Below are 22,330 nucleotides of genomic sequence, written 5' to 3'. Positions count from 1 at the left end.
CCGGGGGTGATCTCGAGTGGTACCGCGTCGACGGCAGCGACACTGCGCCGAACTCGCCCCAAGCCTTCACACGACCCCGAACCCGAACTCGCGTCGCCGACCGGGTGACACCGCCCGCCAGGCGGAGTCGCCGCTGACCTACCTGATGAACCGCGCGGGCCGGGTGGCGACGTAGAGCAGGTACTCGAGGGGGCCGCGCCGGAACAGCCGCGTCCACACGGCCGCCAGGAGCACGGCAGCCGCCAGGAAGCCGAGGAGTACCGGCAATGCGCTCATGGTTTCCCCCTCGATCGCGGGCACGTACCAGACGTCGGCGAAGAACCAGAGGGCGACGATGTGCAGGACGTAGACGGTCAGCGCGATCATGCCGACCGCCGCGATGGGACTGGCCAGACGTGTGAGACGCGGCATCCGGTCGGCGACGGTCAGACAGCCGGCCACCACCACCAAGGCGACGCCCGTGTTGCCGAGGATCGAGAAGGACGTCTGGCTGTGCGGTGCGGCGACCAGCAGCCAGGCGGGCGGGACGCCGTTCTCGGGTTCGCCGACGGTGTCGGACCACCATGCCGACGACGCCGATCCGCCCGTGGCGGCCGCGATGGCGGAAAGAGCGTGCGGGACCAGCCGCAGGGCCAACCAGGAGCCGCCGTAGCCCATCAGAGCGAGCGCCCCGCCCGCAACAGCCAACCGAGACCGGATGCCCGACCGCGAGAGATCCAGCCGGGCCACAGCCATGCCCGCGACCAGGAACGGCATCCAGGTCAGAACCGGATACGAACCGGTGAACGCTAGTTCGAGAATGCCGTCTGTGCCGCTGATCCGGGCCAGCGGGTCCCAGGCCGTGACAGCGTCTGCCCAGGTCCCGTCCTCGATCGACCTCCGTACCGCGTACAGGGCCTGGGGCAGGATCAACGCGCCCGCGGCGGCGATGAGCGCCAGCGTCCGCGCACGCAACCGGTACAGCGGGAGAACAACCAGGAAGAGCAGTCCGTAGAAGCTGAGGATCACGTTCACCGCTGTGTCGAGAGCGGTCAGGGCGTATCCGAGCGCCAGGAGGACAACGGCCCGGATGACGATCCTGGCCACTGCCTGACGGCCGGAGCGCCCGGTGCGGGGGTGCGGCCGGCCGGTGATGATGACCAGCGAGAAGCCGGCGAGCAGCGCGAAGAGGGCGGAGGAGCGGCCCCGCGCCGTCTCCAGCAGGAACCCCACCGGCCCGCCCACTGTCACGTCGGGGCCGACATGGGCGGAGTACATGCCGAAGACTGCGAGGCCGCGGGCCAGGTCAATGCCGATCAGCCGTCCGGTCGACGGCGTCTCACCGGCAGGGGCGGAGGAGCGCTCCGCCTCAAGGTCATGCGGCGCCTGCGTGGGCGCAGCCAGCGTTGCGTTCTGCGTCATGTCTTCAGGTCTTGCCAGGCCACCGCCCCACATCACCCGACGCGTTTCCGAAAGCCCCCCGCCAACCTGCCGAAGCCACTCCGGCCGACTGGCTGGGGCCGCGCCGCCAATCGGCGGGAATCGCCTCCGGCCCGACGAGGGACGGCTGCCGCGGTGGTACGCATCGAGTGGCGAGCATGTGAGGAGCGGAGCGCAGGTGATCCGGGTACTGGTGGTCGACGACGAGGCTCTGATCCGCACGGGCTTCACGCACATCCTGACTGCGGCAGACGACATCGAGGTAGTGGCGGCGGTCGACGGCGGCCGGGCCCTGCCCATGGTGCGCGAGTCACAGCCTGACATCGTTCTCCTGGACATCCGGATGCCGGACGTGGACGGCCTCACTGTCCTGGCCGACATCCGCCGCATGCCGGATCCTCCCGTGGTGGCCATGCTCACCACCTTCGACACCGACGAATACGTGGCGACCGCACTGCGCTCGGGAGCCGCCGGCTATCTGCTCAAGGACACCGACCCCGAGCAGCTGCCCTATCTGGTGCGAGCCCTGGCCGAGGGCGGGACGGTGCTGTCTTCCAAGATCACTCGCACCGTGGTGGACGGATACCTCGACCAGGACGGTCGCGAGCCCGCCGCCCGCCTCACCGCCCGGCTGACCGAGCGCGAGCGGGCCGTTCTCATGCTCATGGCCGAGGGCCTGGCGAACACCGACATCGGCGAACGTCTGCACCTGAGCACCGGCACGGTCAAAGGCCACGTCAGCACCGTGCTAGGCAAGCTGCAGGTCAGCAGCCGCGTTCAGGCCGCCCTGATCGCCGAACGCGCGGGGCTGCTGGCACCTTCCCAAGGCTCGGACGCCCGGTGAAACCGAGAAGACTGCCGGCTGCGCTACTGGACGCCTCCCTGGTCCTGGTCGCGCTGGCGGACACGTGGGTTCATGTCGACATCGAGGCACGGCCGGCCATGGTCTGGCCGCTCCTGGCCGCCCTCGCCCTTGCACTGCGCCGCCACCGACCCCTGCTGGCCTTCACGCTCACGATCCCCGCCGCCATGACCACCGACGCGGTGTTCGCCACCACGGCCGCGCTGTACACCCTCGCCTCGTTCAGCCGCCACCGCGTCCTGCTGGCGGGCTGCGCCCTGACCTACGCGATCACCGACTTCCTGCCCTGGCCGTGGTCGTCCCTGAAAGCCAACGAACTCACCCATCCCGGCGCGCTGTTGCACCTCACCTACACGTTGGCCACCGCAGCCGCTCCCGTCTTTCTGGGCCAGCTCGTACAGGCCCGCCGCGACCTCTCCCAGCGGCTCGCCGAGATCTTCGAGGCCCGCGAACACGAACGGCTGCTCACGGCCCAGAGCGTCCTCGCGCAGGAACGCGCACAGCTTGCCCGGGAGATGCATGACGTGGTCTCCCACCAGGTCAGCCTCATCGCTGTCCAGGCCGGAGCACTCCAGGTGGGCAGCCGGGACGCCGAGACCAGACACGCCGCAACCACGATCCGGCAGCTCAGCGTGCAGACCCTCGAGGAGCTGCGGCACATGGTGAGCGTGCTGCGCGCCTCCGGCAGCCGCCACACAGAACTCACCCCCCAACCGTCCCTCGCCACCCTGGAGCGGCTGGTCGAAACCAGCGGCATCGACGCGGAACTGAAGACGGACCTGCCTGACGACCTTCCTCCCACCGTCCAGCGCGCCGTCTACCGCACCGTCCAGGAGGCCCTGACCAACGTCCGCAAACACGCCCCCGGTGCCAGGGCCGTCGTCCGCGTCTGTCACGCGGACGGCACCATCCGCGCCACCGTCGCCAACACCGCCCCCACCCGGCCCGCGCTCCTCCTGCCCGGCGCCCATCACGGCCTCATCGGCCTGCGCCAACGCGCCGAACTCCTCGGCGGAACCATCAGCGCCGGGCCAACGCCCGACGGCGGCTACGAGCTCAACCTGGAACTGCCGGCCACCAACTCGCCATGACCGCTGCATGCGGATGAAGGCGTGATGGTCGCGGATGGTGTCCAAGACCTCGGCGCGCCGGCCGCGGGCCGCAGCCGAGCGCAGGTGGTCCAGGTAGTCGCGGGATCAACGTGAACGTTGATCCCGGTGGGCCTACGCCCCTATGTCCTCCTCCCGTCGGACGGCAAGCCGGTTCGCCTGCCGGGGCCATCGACCGGGTCGACCAGTATGTGTCGTTCGCCGGCTTCTCCTCCAGCGTCTCAACGATGGCCCGCTCCACATCGGCATCGGTGTTCTTCCTGGGAACGCCTGGCCTGGGCTCGTCGGGCAGGCCGTCCAGACCGCGGGCGAGGAAGCGGCTTCGCCAGGTGCGGACCGTGTCCGGAGCGGCCTTCAGCCGCCGTGACACCTCCATGATCGAATGCCCTTCGGCACACTCCGGAACGATCCGGGACCGCAAGGCCAGAGCCTGAGCCGTCGACCGTCGACGCACCCATCCCTCAAGCACAGCCCGCCGGGCATCCGTCACCGACAACGGCGGGATCTTCGGTCCACGACGATTCGCAGCAAACCAAGGACGAACCTCTGACGCAGGTCACTGGGCCTCCCGGGCCAGGGTGTCCGCCTGTGCGGTGTCGGCAGCGTCAGCGGTGCCGGCGGTGTCAGCGATGTCGAGTATCTGATCGCCGTACAGGTCCTGCAGCCAGTTGGTCTGGTAGACGGTGTCGAGGTAGCGCTCGCCGAGGTCCGGCGCGATGGCCACCGCGGTGACGACACTCCCGTCATGTCGTGCGAGCCAGTCCGTCGCTGCGCTGACCACCGTTCCGGTGGAGCCGCCGAACAGGAAGCCGCGTCTGGCCATGCGCTGACACATGCGGATGGTGTCCGTCTCCTCCACCTGGATCACCTCGTCCACATAGGACTCGTCGAGCAGTGGCGGGCGCATGCTCATGCCGAGGCCGGGGATCATCCGGCGGCCCGGCTCACCACCGAACGCCACGGAACCCACGCTGTCCACGGCGACGATCCGCACCGGCCGGTGCCGCTGCCGGAAGTAGCGCGCGCAGCCCATCAGGGTCCCGGTGGTGCCCGCCCCGACGAAAAGGACGTCCACTTCCGGGAACTGACGGGCGATCTCCGGGCCCGTCGTGCGGTAGTGCGCCCACCAGTTGCCCTCATTGGTGTACTGACTGAGCCAGACGTACCGGTCGTCGGAGGCGCACAGCGCACGGACGTACTCGATTCGCGTGCCCAGGAAGCCGCCGTTGGAGTCCTGGTCGGCAACGATGTGCACCTCGCTGCCGACCGCTTCCATCAGCAGCCTGGTCGAGAGGTTGCACCGGGAGTCCGTCACACACAGGAACCGGTAGCCCTTGCTCGCGGCGATCACGCTGAGCGCGACCCCCAGGTTCCCGGAGGACGACTCGACGAGGACGGAATCCGGTGCCAGGATTCCGTCACGTTCGGCGCTCTCCACCATCTCCTTCGCGGCCTTCAGCTTGATGGAGCCGGCGAAGTTGAACGCCTCGCACTTCAAATGGAGCGGGTATCCGCAGATCGACTCCAGATCGATGAAGAGATCGCTCTGGTTGAATTCGTACGGAGCCGAAACGACAGGCACGACGGACCTCCTGGTGCCGGGCCGAGGACGACAGCCTCAGCCGTAACGGCGAAGTTCGTGGAAGAAGTCATCGATGAGACGGAGGTTCCCCTCCTGGGACACCTTGTCGTAGACGTACTTGCCGACGGCGAGGTCGAGGACGCCGAGCCCGAACGGTGAGAAGACCACCGGCCGGCCGGGTGGTGGTGTGGCGCGCCCGGCCATGACGTCGCTGAGCGTTCCGTTCAGGAAGTCTCGGTTGCCGGTGAGCTGTTCCACCAGGTGGGGCGACGTGTCGGCCTTCAGGCAGTGCTCGACGTCGTCGACGAAGTTGGCCGAGCCCAGCAGGACCTCGGGGGCGAGGTCGCGCAGGGACACGTGCAGGACCAGGGGGTTGTGGCTGAACCAGGCCGGGTCGGTGACATGTGGCCGGCCGGCGATGGTGGCGAAGACCACGAGGTCGCTGGCGCGGACGAGGTCCTCGGCGCTGTCGTGGACCGTGATCGCTGCTGTGGTGCCGGCCTGCCGCAGATAGCCGCAGAATCCGCTGGCGCTGCCGGCGGACACATCGTGCACGCCGACCGCCTCGAAGGCCCAGCCGGTGGCGCTGAGGAAGGTGTGGATGTATCGGGCGATCAGGCCCGTGCCGAAGAAACCGATGCGGGTGGGGCGGGGACGGCTGCGGCTGAGCCAGTCGGCCGCCAGTGCCGCGGACGCGGCGGTCCTGGTGGCGCTGATGATCGAGCTCTCCAGGCAGGCGAACGGGTAGCCCGTGTCGTGGTCGTTGAGGATGAGCACCGCGGAGGCCCGCGGCAGCCCGGCACTCACGTTCTGCGGAAAGCTGGAGATCCACTTCAGACCGTCCACGGGGACCGACCCGCCGAGGGAAGCCGGCAGTGCGATGATCCGCGCAGTGGGACGGTCGGGGAAGCGCAGGAAGTACGACGGCGGGTTGACCGTGTCTCCGGCGTCGTGCAGCCGGTAGGCGGCCTCGACCAGTTCCACGAGCTGCTTCTCGCGCCCGCTCAGTGCTTGCTGCACCTGTTCACCACTGATCACGGCGAAGGTCGGCAGGGAAGCCGGTTCGGGCGTGGCCGGCCGGGTGGCGGTCGGCAGTACGTCGGTCATCGCTCGCTCGCCTCCGAAGCCGGGCAGCCGTCCGCCGGCCGGAGGGGCTCGGCCATGCCGACCAGCACCTGCCGCTCTCCGGTGAAGGCCTCTCGGCTGTGCGCGGTGCGGATGTTGTCCACGAGCAGCAGGTCACCGGCCTGCCAGGGTTCGCGTCGGGTGTGCGCCTCGTAGGTGGAGTTGATCAGCTCGACGACGTCCGCGCCGATGGGGCTGCCGTCGCCGTAGCGGGTGTTGAACGGCAGTCCGTCCGCGCTGTAGACGTCCACCAGGTACTCGCGCACCTCGGGGGCCAGCGTCCACTCGTTGAGGAAGGCGATCTGGTTGAACCAGCAGCGCCGGCCCGTGAGCGGGTGACGGACGACGGCGCTGCGGCGCTGCTCGGTGCGCAGTGTCCCGTCGGACTGCCAGGTGAAGTCGATGGCGTTGGCCCGGCAATAGCGCTCGATCTCGGAGCGGTCGCCGGTGCCGAACGACTCCACCAGGCTCGCCCCGATCTCGTCGTTGTAGGTACGGGTCAGGATCCAGCCCTCGCGCTCGAACCGTTCGGTGAGCCCGGTGGGCAGGGCCCGCAGCACCTCTTCGGCATCGGCCACCGCCGTCGCCCCGCCCTGCTCGGGCGCGGCCAGGCAGGCGAACAGCATCAGACCGGGCACCTCGAGCAGGTAGCTGAGCTCGTGGTGCATGCACATCGGCTGGTTGGCGGGCCAGGTCGTGGACGCGTACAGGCCGAGGCCGTGGGCCTGACGGGGTGCGAAGGCCTCCCTCTCCGCCATCAGGCCGTCGGCCAGACGCGCGAAGACGGCACCGACCTGGTCGACGTCCCGCAGCCCGAGCCCACGGACCATCAACGCCCCGTGTTCGGTGACCTGCGCGCGCAGCGCCTCGCGGAACTCGGCCGCCCAGCTGGCGGCGTCGTCGAGTGGGTCGACGTGCAGCAGCGCCGGTCTGTCCGGTCGCAGCTCCACATCGAGTGCTGATGTCAGGGATGAGAAGGGCAATTCGGATTCCTTTCGGTCGACCGCCGGGGATGCGACGGGTCTCAGGAGGAGGCAAGAGGTACGACGGTGCTCAGGACGGCCTGTGCCGCCTCGGCCGGACGGGTGCGAAGGAAGTGGTGGCCGCCGTCGGCGAGCTCGTACAGATCGACGTGTTCGGCCAGGAGCAGCCAGTCCATGTGGTGGGCGGCGTAGCCGGCGGTGTGCGGGTCGTCGGCGGCGACGACCACGGTGACCGGCGTGGAAAGCCTCACCTGCGGCGGCGCTTCGAGGACCTCGCAGAAGTAGCGGTGTGCGCCGAGGCAGTCGTGCCGGTAGGCGGCACCGATGTGTTCGGCGTGCCGCTCGTTCAGCTCCGCAAGTTCCGTGTGGCCGGTGTCCGCGGTCAGCCGCGCCGCGATCTCGGCGTCGCTGCGGCTGTCGAGTTCGCCGATGGCGGTGTGCCGGTCGGTGGCCGTACCGAGCAGGTGCGCACCGAGGAACACCCGCGTCACGCGCACGCCTCGCTGCAGGAGTCTCCTGGCCGTCTCCATGGCCGGCGCGGCGCCCGAGGAATGGCCCCACAGCATGACCCGGGTCAGGCCGCGCGCCGTGATCTCGGCGGCGACCTGCTCGGCCACCTGCTCGATCGACGCGAACGGTCCGGGGGGTTCGGCCAGGTTGTGACCGGGGAGGTCCACGGCGAGGACCGCCACTCCGCCGGCCGCCAACGCGCTCGCCATCGGCTGGTAGTTGACCGCGTTGCCGCCTGCGTAGGGGAAGCACACCAACGCGCACTCCGGCACACCGCGGCCGTCCGACAGGGGCACCAGCAGCTCTGGGCGCTCCCGGGCCGTGCCGTCGATCAGGGCGGCCAGGTCGGCGAGCACCGGGTGCCGGGTGATGTCCTTCAGGGACACCACGCGGTCGAGCGCGAGGGTGAGTCTGACCGCGGTCAGGGAGGTGCCCCCGGAGTCGAAGAAGTGGTCCGTGCGGCGAATCTGCTGCTCGGGCACCCCCAGCAGCTCGGCCCAGGCCGCGGCCAGCCTCCGCTCGGTGGGGCTGAGCGGGCCGGCGTCGTTCCCCGCCTCCCTTTCCGGTGCCGACTCCTCGGCCAGTGCGGTCAGGGCCTTGCGGTCGATCTTGCCGTTGGCGGTCAGCGGGAGGCTGTCCTGCCAGTGGAAGGCCGACGGGACCATGTAGGCGGGCAGCGCCGCGCCGAGGGCCTCACGGAGTGCCTCCGGCAGCTGCCGGCTGCCGGAGTAGAAGGCGATCAGCTGCTTGCCGCCGCCGGACCGCTCGGCGACGACCACCGCGCCGTCCCGTACTCCGTCCACCCGCAGCAGGCAGTTCTCGATCTCGCCGATCTCGATCCGGAAGCCGCGGATCTTGACCTGGCTGTCCCGGCGACCGAGGAACTCCAGCTTGCCGCCGGGGTGCCAGCGCCCCCAGTCCCCGCCCAGGTAGAGCCGTTCACCCGGCCGGTACGGGTCCGTCCGGTACGCCTCCCGGGTCCGCTCGGGATCGTTGACGTACCCCCGGCCCACGCAGACACCGGAGAACGCGATCAGCCCCGGGGCGCCGAGCGGTACCAGGGACAGGTACTCGTCCACGACGTAGACGCGCACGTTGTTCACGGGCCGCCCGAGCAGCACCCGGTCGGGCACCCCGCGAAGGATCTCGTGGTTGGTGTCGTCCGACGTCTCCGTGAGCCCGTAGGCATTGAGCAGAGCGATGCCCGGCTGGACCGCGAACCAGCGCTGGACCAGCTCCCGTTTGAGTGCCTCGCCGGTCACCGACACGCACCGCAGGTCCGGCAGCGTACGCGGATGCTGCTCCAGATACGAGACCACGACCTCGAGATAGGACGGCACGACCTGTGCCACACCGACCCGGCCGCGCTCCAGTGTGTCGACGAACCGCTCCACGTCCGTGATCACGTCCTGCTCGACCAGCAGGGTCCGCCCGCCGGCCAGCAGCGGGGCCATGAGCTGCCACAGGGAGATGTCGAAGCACTGCGGGGCGGTCTGCGCCACCACGCACCCCTCGCCGATCGCCAGGTCCTCGATCTTGGCGTGGAGATGGTTGAGCATGCCCGCGTGCTCGCACATCGCCCCCTTCGGCTCACCGGTGGAGCCGGACGTGAAGTAGATGTAGGCGAGTTGGCCGGGGTCGACCTGAACGCCGAGGTCATGGTCGGCGTGCGGTTCGGCGTACGCCGTGTCGACCAGCAGCTTCTCGACTCCCGGCAGGGTGGCCAGCGCCTGGTCGAGGGTGTGGGTGCTGCCGGATTCGGTCAGGACCAGTCGGCACCCCGCTCGCGACAGCGTCGCCGCGATACGGCCGGCCGGGAAGTGCGGCTCGATCGGCAGGTACACGCCGCCCGCCTTGAACACCGCCAGCACCGCCGCCGGCCAGTCGAGGTTGCGCTCGGTGACGACGGCGACCACGTCCTCCCGGCCCAGGCCCCTCGCCAGCAGAGCTCGCGCCAGTCTGTTGGCGCGCCGGTCGAGCTCGCCGTACGTCCACTGCTGCTCGCCGTGCACGGCCGCCACGGCCTGTGGATGCGCCCGCACCCGCTGCTCGAAAAGTTCGTGTGCCCGCGCGTCGGGCAGCGGCCGGCGGGGCCCTGCCAGACCTTCCAGCTGCTCCTGAACCTCGTCGGCCGACAGCAGGCTCTGCCGCGTGTGGTCGGCGTCCGGATCCGCCGTCATGAGCCGCAGCGCCGTCAGGTGGTAGCCGCCGATACGTGCCGCCGCCGCGGCGTCCAGCACGTCCGTGCGGTACCGCAGGCGCAGCGTCAGGTGTCCGCCCCTGTCGGACCAGCGCACGTGCAGGACACCGTCGTCGGCGTGGGTCTCGTCGGCTCCGATGGGACCGAACACGACCTCGTACGGCGGCTCCGTCAGCCCGAGCTCCCGCCGTAGCTTCTCCACCGGGAACTCCCGGTGCTCCAGCACCTCCGCCTCAGCCTGCTGGGCGGCCGACAGCAGTGCCAGCCAGGACCCCGGGGGGACGGCCGCCCGGCACGGCAGCGGCTCGCCTCGCACACCGGTGGTGTTACCCGTGACCACGTCCGGCTCGGCGGACGATACGGCCAGCACCTTGAGGTGTGCGGCCAGCATCAGAGCGCTGAGCGGCAGTCCCCGGTGCCGGACCAGTTCCCGTACCGCCTCCGTCACCTCGTCCGGCACCGCCATCTCGTGCTCGGCCGCTCCCGGAACCGGCTCCCGAACCCAGCGCGGCACCGTGGTGCCACTGCCGGCGGTCAGTACCCGGCTCCAGAACTCCTGGTCCGCTTCCACGCGCGTCCCCATCGAATGGCCTTCCTCAACTCTTCGTCGCTGTGGTGGAGTTGGATGTTGACGTTCCCCGGCCGACACCGGTGGACCGGTTGCCGCTCTCCGGCATGTCCACCGCGGGATTGCCGCCCCAGTGTGCGTTCCGGGGGACTTCCTCACCCTTCATGAGGAAGGAATCGGGTGCCAGCACCGAGCCGTCGCCCATGGTCACGCCGTAGTGCACATGGGCGCCGACGCCCAGCGTGCATCCGGCGCCGAGCGTGGTGCCGTCGGACTTGAAGGTGCCGTCCTCCTGCGAGTGGCACTGGATCTTGCTGCCGGCGTTGAGGGTGCAGTCGTCGCCGATGGCGGCGAGCGTCCGCTCGGTCAGATAGCAGCCGTCGTCGAACACCCTGATGCCGATGCGCACGCCCAGCAGCCGCCAGACCAGGCTCTTGAAGGGGGTGCCGTTGAAGAGGTTGAGGAAGTGGTCCGGGACCTTCCACAGCCGCTCGTGCCACCAGAAGTACGGGTCGTAGATGGAGCACAACCGGGGGCGCAGCGCACGGAACGACGTGATGCAGCGCTCCACCAGGATGAAGTACACGGTGGAGAAGCCGAGTGTGATCGCCAGGTATCCGGCGATCACCACGTGTCCGATCACGCCGTACAGGTCCACCGAGACGAGACCGAACAGGGTGAGCGCGAAGGTGTGCAGCCATCGCACGAGCAGCATGAGCGCCATGGAGCGAAGGTTGTAGCGGTTCTTCGCGGCGAGCCGGCGGCGGAATGTGTGGCCTGTCCTCAGATGGTCGAACCGTGCGTCCCGGTCCACCGTTCGGGGGATTTCGAAGCACGGTGAGCCGAGGAGCCCCACGCCTTCGCGGACCTCGCCGTCGAGGGGAATCATCACCTTGGTCGCGAGCAGGCAGTTGCCCCCCGTCCTGCCGCCTGCGGGATAGGCGATGTTGTTGCCCAGGAAGTTGTGCGGCCCGATCGACACCCTGGACAGCCGGAAGGACGTACTGGAGAAGTCCGCGTTGACGATCGAGAGTCCGTCGGCGACCATCGTTCCGCTGCCGACGGAGACCAGAAGCGGCGTCTCGTGCTGCACCTCGGTGCCGAAGTTCGACCCGGTCTGCTCGACCCGCGACAGGTCGTACCCGAGTCCGCGGAGGTAGTGCACGATGTAGGAGCTGTCACCGAAGAGCCAGGCGAAGAACCTGACGTTCGTCATGCGAGCCGTGGCCCGGTGCAGCGCGTAGTGGAAGCCGTAGAGCGGATAGACCTGGTCGGGCTTGACGAACAGACCCAGCAGACGCGGCACGGTGCACAGGACCACCAGCCCCAGGGCGGCGCACCCGAAGAACAGCACGAGGGAGAGCACCAGCGCGTCGGGGAGCAGTTCCGACCGGGACAGTGCGGCCGTCCGCGGGTCGAGTCGCTTGCCGATCGCCGGTACCTCGGTGAAGAACATGTACGCACCGCCGACGACCAGTGGGATGTACAGGAGGAACAGCTGCACCAGGGTGCCGAGGCCGAACCAGGCCCGGCGCGCGGTGCCGCATCCGGCCGGAGCGACCCTGACGTAGTCGACCCGCGTGGGCTCCGCCGGAGATCCGTGCCAGTGCTCACCGTCCGGGACCGCCTGGCCGCGGTGCAGGGCGGACGCATGGCCGAGCTGGGCACCGTGGCCCATCGACGTGTCGATGTCGAGGACGGTCTTCTCGCCGACGAAGGCATCGCGGCCGAGCGTGATCCGGCCGGTCTGGATGTGTCCCGCGTGGGCCCGGTAGCCGAGGAAGAACGAGTCCTTGCGGATCACCGTGCCCGCGCCGATCGTCAGCAGGTCGGTGCAGACCGGGACGGAGTGGGAGAGGATCGTGACTCCCTTGCCGATGCGTGCGCCGAGGGCCCGCAGATACAGCACGTACAGCGGAGTGCCGGTGAGGAAGACCATCGGGTTCGCGTGGAGCAGCGCCTTGACGAGCCAGAAGCGCAGGTACGTCAGGCCCCAGACGGGGAACTCGCCCGGTCGCCAACGGCCGATGAGAAGCCATTTCGCGAGGACCGGGAACGCACACAGCGCGACGAACCCGATGCCTCCGAACAGCAACGACCGCAGGTAGATGTGGACCAGGCCCGAACCGGTGGCGATCCACTCGTAACCCGCGGCGGTGACGAATCCGGAGACGAGGGAGTAGCTCAGGAAGACCAGCAACTGGAACGTTCCGCAGAGAAGATGGTTCCACCGGCGCCTGGCCGGCCCCGGAGTCGGCGACGGCACGTGCGCCGGCGACGGCGGGGCGTCCACCGCATCGACGCGAGCGGGAGCAGCCTCTCCGAGAGCCGCCGCGAGGCTTCGGATCGTGGGGTGCTGATAGATGTCCCTCATGGACGGCGACGGCAGATCCGCTCTCTTCCGTATCCGCGCGCAGAACTGGGCCATGACCAGGGAGTTGGCGCCGAGATCGGCGAAGAAATGACTGTCGACCGGAACACGCTCAGCGCCCAATAGGCCGGCCAGCGCCTGCGCGAGCTCCCGCTCGGTCTCCGTCCCTCTGGGGGCGGCGCCGCTCAGGACGACCGCAGGTTCGTCCGGCTCCGACAGGACTTCGGAGGACTGATCCGCCATGCGCTCTCCTCTGGAACGTGGATGTTCCTGATCACGAACCGGCGGGTCCAGTCTGTCTGTATAGGTGGCGAGTTGCCACTTATCTCCCTGATTCAACCCTGCGAGCCTCGGGGCGGTTGGGTCCTTTTCCCTTGTTCCGGGCGAGGACAGGGAGCCCGCACGTCATCCACTTGGCGGTCCCCCAGATGCCCCGGACGGATCCGGTGAGCGCCGTGATCGGGTTGGGCGGCGGCGCTGATCGAGCCGGGCAAGGGGTGCCGGTCCGGTCCGCCGCCCGTAAGCCGTCGATCGCCTTGCGGCCGAGGCAACTCAGCCGTCGGCTGCCGGGCGCCAGGTGGAGGTGGCGCTCCAGGAGTGAGCGGAGGTGCCGCACCGAGGCGGCAGCCAGGTGGTGGCGTCAGAGAACTCCGGGCGACAGCCAAGCGCTCCCTCGCGGCGACCGATGCCGGCGTTTCGCTGGCCGGAAGCCGCGCCGAGCGGCACTGACCTGTGGAAACGGCGGCGGAATTCGATATGTGGTGGAACTTCGCCGGACGCACCCAGGACGATACCCAACAGGCCCGGCAGGACTGGATGAGCGGGACACGTTTTGGGGAGGCCCGCATGTCGGCCAACAGATGCCGACACGAAACCCGCCCCGGATGACCAGGGCCATTTCCAGTTCTCACCAATTCCCCTTGGAGAGATGCAGATTACCTGGAGAACCGACCGAAAACGTAGGCCAATGCTTGCAACTTCTATGGTTGAAGCCTGCAGCAATTACCTGGTGTGCGGTTCTCGGTGGTGCATTCCGAATTGGCCGTCCGCGGGTCCGGAACCGCGGTGGAAGCAGGCTGATTTGAGCAGGTACCTGTGCCGACGTTCTCTTCAAACGACGCAAACGGCGATAGCTGATGTCGTCGTGAACGAAAGGATGTGTGGCCATGACGTACGAGCGTCCGACCCTCACCAAGGCCGGCGGTTTACGCAAGACGACGGGCCTGGCCGGCGGTACCGCCATGGACCTCACCGGCGGTCACCAGCTCATCTGACCGCTAGGCGAACGGGCCCTTCTCTCGTCCTTTTGGCGTGAGGTGACCGGGGCCCGTGCATGGCGGCGGAGGGTGGTCACCGACTGTCCGCCGCCGCTCCCCCCGGCCTGTCCATCCCGCATCGGCGGGCGCGCCCTCGGCCGGAGGTACGTGAGTCCATGAACAGCCCTGCGTTGCTCGCCGCGGTGCCCACCTGGTTCGTGGTGCTGCCCGATACGGACGAAGCGGCAGCCGTGGCGGCCACGGCTCTTCCACACGCCGCCGAAAGCCTCCCGCATGCGTCCGGCCGGCCGTGGTTGATGGGACGCTGGAATCCGGGGGAGCTGACTGCCGGCGAGTGCGGCGGAGTGCGTCTCGCGGTGTTGGGTGGGTGGTGCCGGGCGCCGGGATGCTACGCGGCCGGGGCGAAGGCCCTGCGCAGAGCGGGCGAGTAGGCGGACCACAGCTGCCACACGAGGCGCAGGATGATCGCCTCAGCGAGCGCAACCACTATCTTCATTGCCACGGTTGCCAGTATCTCGGCCATGTCTGCTGACTTTCTGTTCTGGATACGGATGTCCGGAACCAGACAATGCAGCCTTTTCCTGCGCTGCAGGTGCCCCCGAGACGCACTTTGGACGGACCCCGGGTAAACATGTGGTGACTCCAGCTCCGCCGGTGTGTGGGGCGGCCGTCGTCGGGCGTGGTGGGGAAGGGGTGCCGTCACGGTCCGGGCAGCACGCCGGGACCGGGTGCAAGGCGGCTGAGGCGGGACAGCGCGCCGCCCAGCCAAGTGACCGGAGTCGCGGCCAGTGCGGCGGTGGCCGACGGCAGTGGCGCCGCCTCCACGTTCTCGTCCGGCCCATCGGCCACAGAGGGCAGCCAGCCCGCGGCAGCCAGGCGCCACGAGAGCGTCTTCAGCGCCGGATGGAGGAGAGTGGCGGTCGTGATCGCCGCCAGGGCGATGCCCCAGCCGACGGGGCCGAGGGGTGTGGAGCCGAAGAACCGGCTGATGCCCGGTGTCTGGATGATGCCGACGAGAACGGCGGCCGATCCGATCGTGGCGGCGAGCACCTGGCGGTCCGCGCCACCGCTGGTGAGTGTCTGAGCGAGCTGGGTTCCGACCACGGCGGCCAGCGCGGCGGTGGCGGCACGGCGCTGGGTGCCGGTGAAGCGGGCGGCCGTCCAGGCCAGCCCCGCGCCGAGAGCGGTGGTGAGCCCGCGTTGCAGCATCTCCTCGGTGAGTGCGGTGCCCAGCGACTGGTGGGGGCCCTCCTGGAGCAGTTGTTCCCCGGTGCTTTCGGCCGGAGTGCGTACGGCGATGGAGAGCGCGGGGGCGAGGTCGGTGAGGAGGTTGACCAGCATGATCTGGCGGGCGCTCAGCGGTGAACTGCCGGCCAGCGCGGAGGCGAGGACGCTGAAGGTGACCTCGCCGAGGTTGCCGCCGATCAGAATGGCCAGCGCGGTCCTCACGGAGGTCCACATCGCCCGGCCCTCGGTCAGGGCGGTGACGATCGTCTCCAGACGGTCGTCACCGATGACCAGATCGGCGGCGGCCGTGGCCGCGGGGGTGCCACGCCGCCCCAGGGCGATGCCGACGTCGGCGAGGCGGATGGCGGGGGCGTCGTTGGCACCGTCGCCGGTCATCGCCACGACGCGGCCCAGACGCTGGAACGCCTCGACGATGCGGACCTTGTGGCGCGGAGTGCACCGGGCGACCACGCTCACCATCGGCAGCAGCGCATCGAGCGCGTCGTCGTCGAGCTCGTCCAACTCCGGCCCGGTGCACACGGTCTGGTCCGGATCGCCCGTGACCGAGGCCGCGATGGCCTCTGCGGTGGCGGCATGGTCACCGGTGAGCAGGATCGTGTGCACCCCGGCCGCGCGCAGCCGGGCGGTGGCCGGTGCCGCCCCGGGGCGCACCGGGTCGGCCAGCACGAGGAAACCGGTGAAGACCAGGTCGTGCACCGCGTCATCGGTGAGTTCTTCGTCCGGCCGCAGGGTTCGTTCGGCGACGGCGAGGACGCGGCGGCCGGCAGCGGCGAGCTCGTCGGTCGCCCGGGTGAGCGCCTTGTGCCCGGCGTCGTCCAGCACGGTCTCCGCCCCCTCCAGGCGTCTGCGGCGGCAGCGGGCCAGCACCGTCTCCGGTGCGCCCTTGATGCTGAGCAGGGTGGACCCGGCGGTACGGCCTGCCGTGGCGTGGTAGGCGCGGGACGGGTCGAAGGGCAGGGTGCCGGTGCGCCGCCAGCGGGGTGCGCCGCGGCCGGGCGATACCCGTGCCCGGCGGGCCCCCTCGTCCACCGCCCGGTCGGTCTGGTGGGCCAGGGGTTCGGAGTGCCGGGCGGCGGGGGTGGCACGGAGCGCGGCGGCCAGGACCGCCTTGTGCCGCGGGCCGAGCCGGCCGAGGGGGAGGGTCCGCTCCCCGTCGCCGACGGCGACGAGCTGGAGATGACCTTCGGTGAGGGTGCCGGTCTTGTCGAAGCACAGCACATCGGCCCGGCCCAGCGCCTCGATCGTGCGCGGGTTGCGCACCAGCGCGCCGTGCTCGGCCAGGCGTCGCGCGGAGGCCAGCTGTGCCGCGTTGACCAGGAAGGGCAGCCCCTCGGGGACCGAGGCGACGGCCAGGTTGACCGCCGAGGTCAGGCTCTCCGCCAGCGGGCGCCCGTGCAGCAGCCCGGCCCCGGCCACCGCCGCCGCGGAGGCCGCCGCCACGGGCAGACTGGCCCTGGTCAGCGACGACAGCCGTGCCTCGACCCCGGTCACCGGGGCCGCCTCCCGCGCACTGGCCATGGTGCGCCCGACCTCGGTGGCCGCCCCGGTGGCCACGACCACGACGACCGCCTGCCCGGCCGAGACGGTGGTGCCCTCGTAGAGCATCGAGGAGCGGTCGGTGAGCTGCGCGGCGGCCACCGGAGCCGGATCCTTGGGGACGGGCAGGGACTCGCCGGTCAGCGACGACTCGTCCACCTCAAGCCCTTCGGTCTCCAGCAGTCGGCAGTCGGCGGGCACCACGTCCTCGGGCCCGAGGAGGACGACGTCCCCCGGCACCAGGTCCTCCGCGGTGACCAGCCGCACGCGTCCCCCGCGTCGCACCCGTGCCCCGACCGCGGAGCGGGCGGTCAACTCGGCGAGAGCGCGCTCGGTCCGCACCCGCTGCACCCCGCCGACCAGCGCCGACGCCGCGGTGATCAAGGCGACCAGCGCCGCGTCCGCGCTCGATCCGACGGCGGCCGCCAGGGCCGCCCCGCCGGCGAGCACCGGTGTCAGCGGGTTGGCCAGCTCTTCGATGAACGCCGACGGCAGGGTGGTCCGCGGCGTGCCGGTTCGCCACGGCCCCTTGGCCCGCGAGGCCGCTTCCTCCTCCGGCAGCCCGTCGCTGCTCGAGCGCAGTCGCTCCAGGACCCGCGCGGACGGCATCAGATGCCAGGGCACGGTCTCCACGGCGGGAGTGACGGGGCGTGAGACCAGCTGCCGGGCGCGCCAGGCGCCCAGGCAGAAGGCGATTCCCCCGGCGGTGTTGCACGCCGCCTGTCCCCGCGAGCACGCCTGTGCGGCCGCTGCCCGCATCGCCGCGACCGCCCCGATGCCGCTGCCGCTCGCGGCCAGCAGCGCACTGTCCCGGTCGACCTGGCGGGCCACGCCGGCTCCGGTCAGGATCAGGGCGACCGTGTCCAGGTCGGTGCCGACGAGCAGGTGTGCGCCCCAGGCCGGCGGCTCCCCCTCCCGGTGGACCCCGATGCCGCAGTCGGACGCCCCGAGGGCACGGCGGTTCCCCGATACCAGCAGCACCACGGCACCGTCCGCCTGCAACGCGCGCACCGACGCCACCAGGTGGCCCCCCGTGGGCACCATCGCATCGGCGAATCCCAGCTCCGGGCAGGGCTGGTCGCCTGCGAGGACGACGCGGAGACCGGACCTGCGGGCCGCCGCCGCCAGAGCCTGCGCCCCCGGAAGCGTCTGCATCTCCACCCCCGCCACGGCGACCAGGCGGCGCCGGAGGGCCAGGCCCAGCACCCGTTCACTGCCGCGCTGCCGCAGCCGGTCCGCGGCCCGGCGCCCGGTGCGGCCGGCCAGATCCAGCTCCTCCAGCGGGCCGAGCGCCCAGCCCTCGCCGTCGCAGTGGACCTGCGCAGGCGCGGCCGGGTCGAAAAGGGCGAAGAGCCGGTCGGAGACCTGCTCGGGTCCGGCGCCGTCGAGCAGCACCAGTTCGGTCGGTTCGTAGCGGCGGCTGCGCAGCACGTCCGCGTCCAGGAGCACGGTGTCCACCTGCCCCAGGCGGCGCAGCGCGCTGCGGTCCATGGCCACGACGCCACGCAGGGCGAGGAACCTGCCCAGGGTGGTGGCGAAGCCTTCCCGTCCGGCGTGCGGCGCCTTCGGCATGCTGGACAGGGCCACCGCCAGCGCACGCCGCGGCCCGGCGTACGGCGTGGTCAGGGCGCCTACGGCCGCGCCGGCCCCCATGGCCTGTCGGGCGTAGCGCAGGGTCACGTCCTCGTGAGCCTGCGGCCGTTCCACCACGATCGGCTCGGCGCGTGCGTGCTCCGGCCCCGGCACCAGCCGCGGCTCCGCCAGGGACCACGCCTCCAGGGCGGCGTTCGCCTCCCGCCACTGCGCCACGCGCTGCACGACGTCGAGCACCAGCCCTCCGCCGCGCGTGGCCACGCCCTGGACCATGGCGTTCAGCACCGGCAGCACCGACTCCGTGCGCTCATGCCCGGTGAGGGCCGGCGTCACCAGCCTGCGCAGCCACGGGTGGCACAGCGCGGCACTGGCCAGCGCCCCCACCTCCGCCGGCAGCGGAGTCCACGGCGACACGCGCGTGGCAGCCGTGAGCAGGAGCCCCGCGATGTCCGCCGCCAGGACCGGAACCGCCGATCGCCAGCGCGGACCTTCGCACGGATGGAGCGGTTGGGGGCACCATTCGTCGTACGCTCCCGGCTCAGCGGGGGCGGCGGCCTCACGGGCCTCCGCCCGGACGACGATCTCGATCAGCTCCTGCTGCGGCGGGGGCGGCGAGGCCAGCTCCACGACGACCCGCTCCGCCGCGGCGTTCACTCGCGCCCACAGCACACCGGGGTGCTCCTCGAGTGCACGCTCCACGCTCCGGCCCACCGACATCCCGCGAGGACCCCGCACCCCCCGCACCTCGATGTGGCAGCGCCCCGAACGGGACCACACATCCCTCCGCTCCAGCCCGAGCAGCTTCGCGGCCACATGCGCGGCCGCGCGCACACCGGCGGTCACCCCACACCCCGAACCGCCGGTGAGCGGCGCCGACAGCGGCAGCGGCAGACGCACCTCTGACAGCAGCGACATCCGCGTGCCACCTCCGGAGCAGGCCGATCCCTCTTCCCCTTGCGATCATCCTCACCCGCCCCGGACACACCCGCCCGGCATGCTGATCCGAACGGCTTCCCGCGACTCGCAGGGCCAGGTGTCCGCCAGTAGCGTGTGCCGCGTCGGGGGGCAAAGTCCCGGACCCACGAACGGATGTGAACCGTGACCACGCCGAAGACCGCTGGGAAACGCACAAGCACACGGGGCACAGAGCCGTCGCGCCCCGCCTCCCGTACGAAGACGACGCAGCGGTCCGGCGCCAAGCCGACGACGAATCCACCGACGCAGGTACCTGCCGCGACCTCCGGCGGACGTACGATCACCATCACCCTGCCGGCGCTCGGCGAGGCAGCCACCAGGGTTGTGACCGCTGCGACGGTCCCCGTGGCCACCGTCCGCCGCCTGCTGCCCGCCGACGGCGGCCTGCCTCTGTACGCCGGCCTCGGTGTTCTGGCGGTCGCAGGTGCCCTCGAATGGCCGGTTGCGGCGGGTGTCGGCATCGGTTACGCCGTCCTCCGGTCAAACGGCCTGCTCACACGGCCCGGCTCCACCGGGTGAGGCGCCGCGCGGCACCTCACCCGACGCATCCGGTGCCGCGGCGAGCTGCTCACGTCAGCGGTGACAGCAGGTGAGCGGGCAGGCGTCCGGCGTGCCCCGGAACATCGGCCCGGCAAAAGCCTGAGCCCCACCGTCCAGTCAGTCCTGTCTGCAGCGACACCGAAGTGGTCCTGCGTGGCTACCTCCAGTGGGGAGAAGAGGTAGTCGAGCGGCTGAACGGCATGTACGCCTTCGCGATCTGGGACACCCGCACGGAAGAGCTCCTGCTGGTGCACGACCGATTGGGTGTCAAACCACTCTTCTACTGCCAGCTACCGTCGTCCTCGTCGCGGCCGCCGTCACGGACGTGTCGGCCTGGGTGTGCCTGGCCGCCGTCATCGCGTACGCCCACGCCGCCGTGCCGGTGCGGCTCGCCCTGCTTCCGCTGTACGCACTGGTCATGGTCGGCGTCATCTTCGGGGCGTTCGCTTTCGGGGCGACGGTGCCGCGCTCCGTGCCGTCATTGCTGCGCACGGGCATCGCCACCCGGATGCGGCAGACCGGCGGCCTGCTGTTGCCGCTGTACTTCTTCGTGGCGGGCAGCAAGGTCGCCATCGCCGGGTTCAGCAGCCAGACCGTCCTCACGCTCGGCCTCCTCGTCACCGTGGCCACCGCCACCAAGACGCTGGGCGCCTACGCAGGCGCGCACCTGTCCGGCGCCGAACCCCGTCAGTCCCTGATCGCCGCGGTCCTCATGAACACCCGCGGTCTCACGGAGATCGTCATCCTGTCCACCGGTCTGGAACTGCACCTCATCGACCAGACCCTCTACTCCCTGATGGTCCTGATGACTCTGGTCACCACGGTGATGACGGTCCCGGTCCTGAACGTACTGGCTCCGGCGGCCCCACTGTCGAGGAGAGGGCCGAGTCCTCCCCTTGCTCCGCTTGCTCCGCAGGGAGAAGTTCACCCGGTCGGACGGTGCTGCCGTGCCAGCCCCCCGCCAATGGGTGAACGCTGAGGTGCCACAGGAGGCCCGGCGAAAGCGAGAACGGCATGACGGCAACGGTCCGAAGCTCACTGCGCCGCACACTGCCCCTCCGGTTCGCGACGGCGGGATGCGCCGTCGCCGCCCTGTGCGCGACGACCGCCACCGCCCCTGCCGTGCCGGGTGACGCCGGCGCGAGCGGCGAGAAGCCGACCATCGTCCTGGTGCACGGCGCGTTTGCAGACGCCTCCAGCTGGAACGGAGTGATCGAACGGCTCGAACGCCGCGGTTACACGGTCATGGCCCCGGCCAATCCGCTGCGCGGCCTGTACAGCGACTCCGCATACATCGCCTCGGTTCTGAAGTCGATCAAAGGTCCTGTGGTCCTGGTCGGTCACTCCTACGGCGGCGCCGTCATCAGCACGGCCGCGGCGGGCAACCCGGAGGTGAGGTCCCTGGTCTACATATCCGCGCAGATGCCCGACGTCGGAGAGAGCGGCATGTCGCTGGCCGCCCGGTTCCCAAGTGCCCTCGCCACCGCCACCACCTCCGTGCCCTATCGAACGGGTAAGGCCAGTGGGACCGACCTGTACCTCAAGCGGGACAAGGTGTACCCGCTCTTCGCTGCCTGCCTGCCCAGGAGCCGGGCGAACCTGCTCGGGGTCACCCAGCGCCCGGCCGCGACGACCGCGTTCTCGCAGACCGCCAAGGTCGCGGCCTGGAAGGACATCCCGTCCTGGGCTCTCGTGAGCCGCCAGGACATGACCATCAACCCGGACCAGGAACGCTTCCAGGCCAGACGCGCCAAGTCCCACACCGTGGAGATCAACTCCTGCCATGTGTCACTCATCGCCCATCCCGACGCCGTCGCCGACCTGATCCTGCAGGGCGCGGCCGCTGCCGGCTCGGCGCGCCCCGGCTCGCGGACACCGGTTCCGACGGGTACCCCGAGCGCGCTGCCCCGCTCGGCGGTGTCGCGAGTCCGTTCCTGGCTGCCTGCGCGGCAGCTGTCCGCCCCGGCCGACGCCTGGGGGCACCGCGCGCGATGAAGCACGGAAACAGTCAGCGGTCGGTGCTACGCACCGCGTCGGGTTCTAACGACCTGGGGGACCTGAGGGTCGCGAGGGGCCTGCTGATGATCCGCGCAGAGTGGCCAGTCGGCGGTGGTACTCCTCGTCGTCGATCTCGCCGCGTGCGTAGCGTTCGGCGAGGATCTGCTCGGCTCCGCTGCCCGGGGCCGGCTGCCAGGCACCGTGCTCCACCCCGCGCGGGGTGGGGCGGGCCAGGGCCCGGAAGAGCAGCACACCGACAGTGATGATCAGCGCCCAGAACAGCAGCGTGCCGAGGGACATCACGACCCAGCCCCAACCGTGCATGCCGTGGCCGTACCAGAACATCATCCGTACCTCACCTTCCCAGGTCCTCCCTGGACGAGGAGCGCGTCAGCGGATCTCTCCCCGTCCATCGTCGCTCGCCGCCGGGCACC

Annotated in this window: 15 protein-coding genes and 1 pseudogene; 7 read left to right on the top strand and 9 right to left on the bottom strand. The window is 70.5% G+C overall.

Translation table 11 applies throughout. The features are described 5' to 3' along the window. Positions 1–138: 138 nt before the first annotated feature. Positions 139–1,401, bottom strand: a complete 1,263-nt coding sequence (locus LMU33_RS11545) for a DUF418 domain-containing protein (RefSeq protein WP_228619742.1) — start codon at positions 1,399–1,401, stop codon at positions 139–141. A 196-nt stretch (positions 1,402–1,597) separates the two neighbouring features. Between LMU33_RS11545 and LMU33_RS11540 the strand changes: the two genes are divergently transcribed. Continuing rightward, positions 1,598–2,263: a response regulator gene (locus LMU33_RS11540; protein ID WP_228619740.1), complete on the top strand. Its 666-nt coding sequence runs from the start codon at positions 1,598–1,600 to the stop codon at positions 2,261–2,263. Beyond that, a complete protein-coding gene (locus LMU33_RS11535) occupies positions 2,260–3,372 on the top strand; it encodes a sensor histidine kinase (protein ID WP_228619738.1) in 1,113 nt (370 codons plus the stop codon). Before LMU33_RS11540 ends, LMU33_RS11535 begins: the two co-directional genes overlap by 4 nt. Here the strand turns inward: LMU33_RS11535 and LMU33_RS11530 are convergent. The 6 genes from LMU33_RS11530 to LMU33_RS11505 form a co-directional block, all read right to left on the bottom strand. Next, entirely contained in the window at positions 3,338–3,844 is a 507-nt protein-coding gene (locus tag LMU33_RS11530; protein WP_228619776.1) for a helix-turn-helix domain-containing protein, read from the bottom strand. The genes LMU33_RS11535 and LMU33_RS11530 overlap by 35 nt on opposite strands. A gap of 102 nt (positions 3,845–3,946) precedes the next feature. After that, the gene (sbnA, locus tag LMU33_RS11525; RefSeq protein ID WP_228619737.1) at positions 3,947–4,972 is read right to left on the bottom strand and encodes a 2,3-diaminopropionate biosynthesis protein SbnA; all 1,026 of its coding nucleotides are present in this window, start codon (positions 4,970–4,972) and stop codon (positions 3,947–3,949) included. Positions 4,973–5,008: 36 nt separating this feature from the next. Beyond that, complete coding sequence (sbnB, locus tag LMU33_RS11520; protein ID WP_228619735.1) at positions 5,009–6,079, bottom strand: 2,3-diaminopropionate biosynthesis protein SbnB; 1,071 nt, start codon at positions 6,077–6,079, stop codon at positions 5,009–5,011. After that, entirely contained in the window at positions 6,076–7,080 is a 1,005-nt protein-coding gene (locus tag LMU33_RS11515; RefSeq protein ID WP_228619734.1) for a TauD/TfdA family dioxygenase, read from the bottom strand. The genes sbnB and LMU33_RS11515 overlap by 4 nt, the downstream gene beginning before the upstream one ends. 41 nt (positions 7,081–7,121) lie before the next feature. Next, positions 7,122–10,373 carry a non-ribosomal peptide synthetase gene (locus tag LMU33_RS11510; protein WP_228619732.1) on the bottom strand — a complete coding sequence of 1,084 codons (3,252 nt, stop codon included), beginning with the start codon at positions 10,371–10,373 and terminating at the stop codon, positions 7,122–7,124. A gap of 13 nt (positions 10,374–10,386) precedes the next feature. Then, positions 10,387–12,972, bottom strand: coding sequence for a Pls/PosA family non-ribosomal peptide synthetase (locus LMU33_RS11505; RefSeq protein WP_228619731.1), 2,586 nt, complete (start codon positions 12,970–12,972; stop codon positions 10,387–10,389). 923 nt (positions 12,973–13,895) lie between these two features. On the opposite strand from LMU33_RS11505, the gene LMU33_RS11500 reads away from it, so the two are divergent. Then, positions 13,896–14,003, top strand: a complete 108-nt coding sequence (locus LMU33_RS11500) for a keywimysin-related RiPP (RefSeq protein WP_228619729.1) — start codon at positions 13,896–13,898, stop codon at positions 14,001–14,003. A 702-nt stretch (positions 14,004–14,705) separates the two neighbouring features. On the opposite strand, the gene LMU33_RS11495 is transcribed toward LMU33_RS11500, so the two are convergent. After that, a complete protein-coding gene (locus LMU33_RS11495) occupies positions 14,706–19,298 on the bottom strand; it encodes a cation-translocating P-type ATPase (RefSeq protein ID WP_228619727.1) in 4,593 nt (1,530 codons plus the stop codon). 384 nt (positions 19,299–19,682) lie between these two features. Here LMU33_RS11495 and LMU33_RS11490 point away from each other — a divergent pair, with 384 nt between their 5' ends. The 4 genes and pseudogenes from LMU33_RS11490 to LMU33_RS11475 all read left to right on the top strand — a co-directional run bounded on the left by LMU33_RS11490 (position 19,683) and on the right by LMU33_RS11475 (position 21,893). Continuing rightward, positions 19,683–19,877, top strand: coding sequence for a hypothetical protein (locus LMU33_RS11490; RefSeq protein WP_228619726.1), 195 nt, complete (start codon positions 19,683–19,685; stop codon positions 19,875–19,877). A 152-nt stretch (positions 19,878–20,029) separates the two neighbouring features. Beyond that, positions 20,030–20,182, top strand: a pseudogene (locus LMU33_RS11485) (hypothetical protein); the annotation flags it as partial. Positions 20,183–20,223: 41 nt separating this feature from the next. Beyond that, on the top strand, positions 20,224–20,877 hold the full coding sequence (locus tag LMU33_RS11480; RefSeq protein WP_228619724.1) for a cation:proton antiporter: 654 nt from the start codon (positions 20,224–20,226) through the stop codon (positions 20,875–20,877). Positions 20,878–20,912: 35 nt separating this feature from the next. Further along, positions 20,913–21,893: an alpha/beta fold hydrolase gene (locus LMU33_RS11475; RefSeq protein WP_228619722.1), complete on the top strand. Its 981-nt coding sequence runs from the start codon at positions 20,913–20,915 to the stop codon at positions 21,891–21,893. A 45-nt stretch (positions 21,894–21,938) separates the two neighbouring features. Here the strand turns inward: LMU33_RS11475 and LMU33_RS11470 are convergent, their stop codons facing one another. After that, the gene (locus LMU33_RS11470) at positions 21,939–22,244 is read right to left on the bottom strand and encodes an SHOCT domain-containing protein (RefSeq protein WP_228619721.1); all 306 of its coding nucleotides are present in this window, start codon (positions 22,242–22,244) and stop codon (positions 21,939–21,941) included. Positions 22,245–22,330 lie beyond the last annotated feature (86 nt).

The sequence above is a fragment of the Streptomyces barringtoniae genome (assembly GCF_020819595.1).
GTDB classification, from domain to species: Bacteria; Actinomycetota; Actinomycetes; order Streptomycetales; family Streptomycetaceae; genus Streptomyces; species Streptomyces barringtoniae.
Note: the sequence above shows the minus strand (reverse complement) of the source record. Positions and strands in the feature narration are given on the sequence as shown.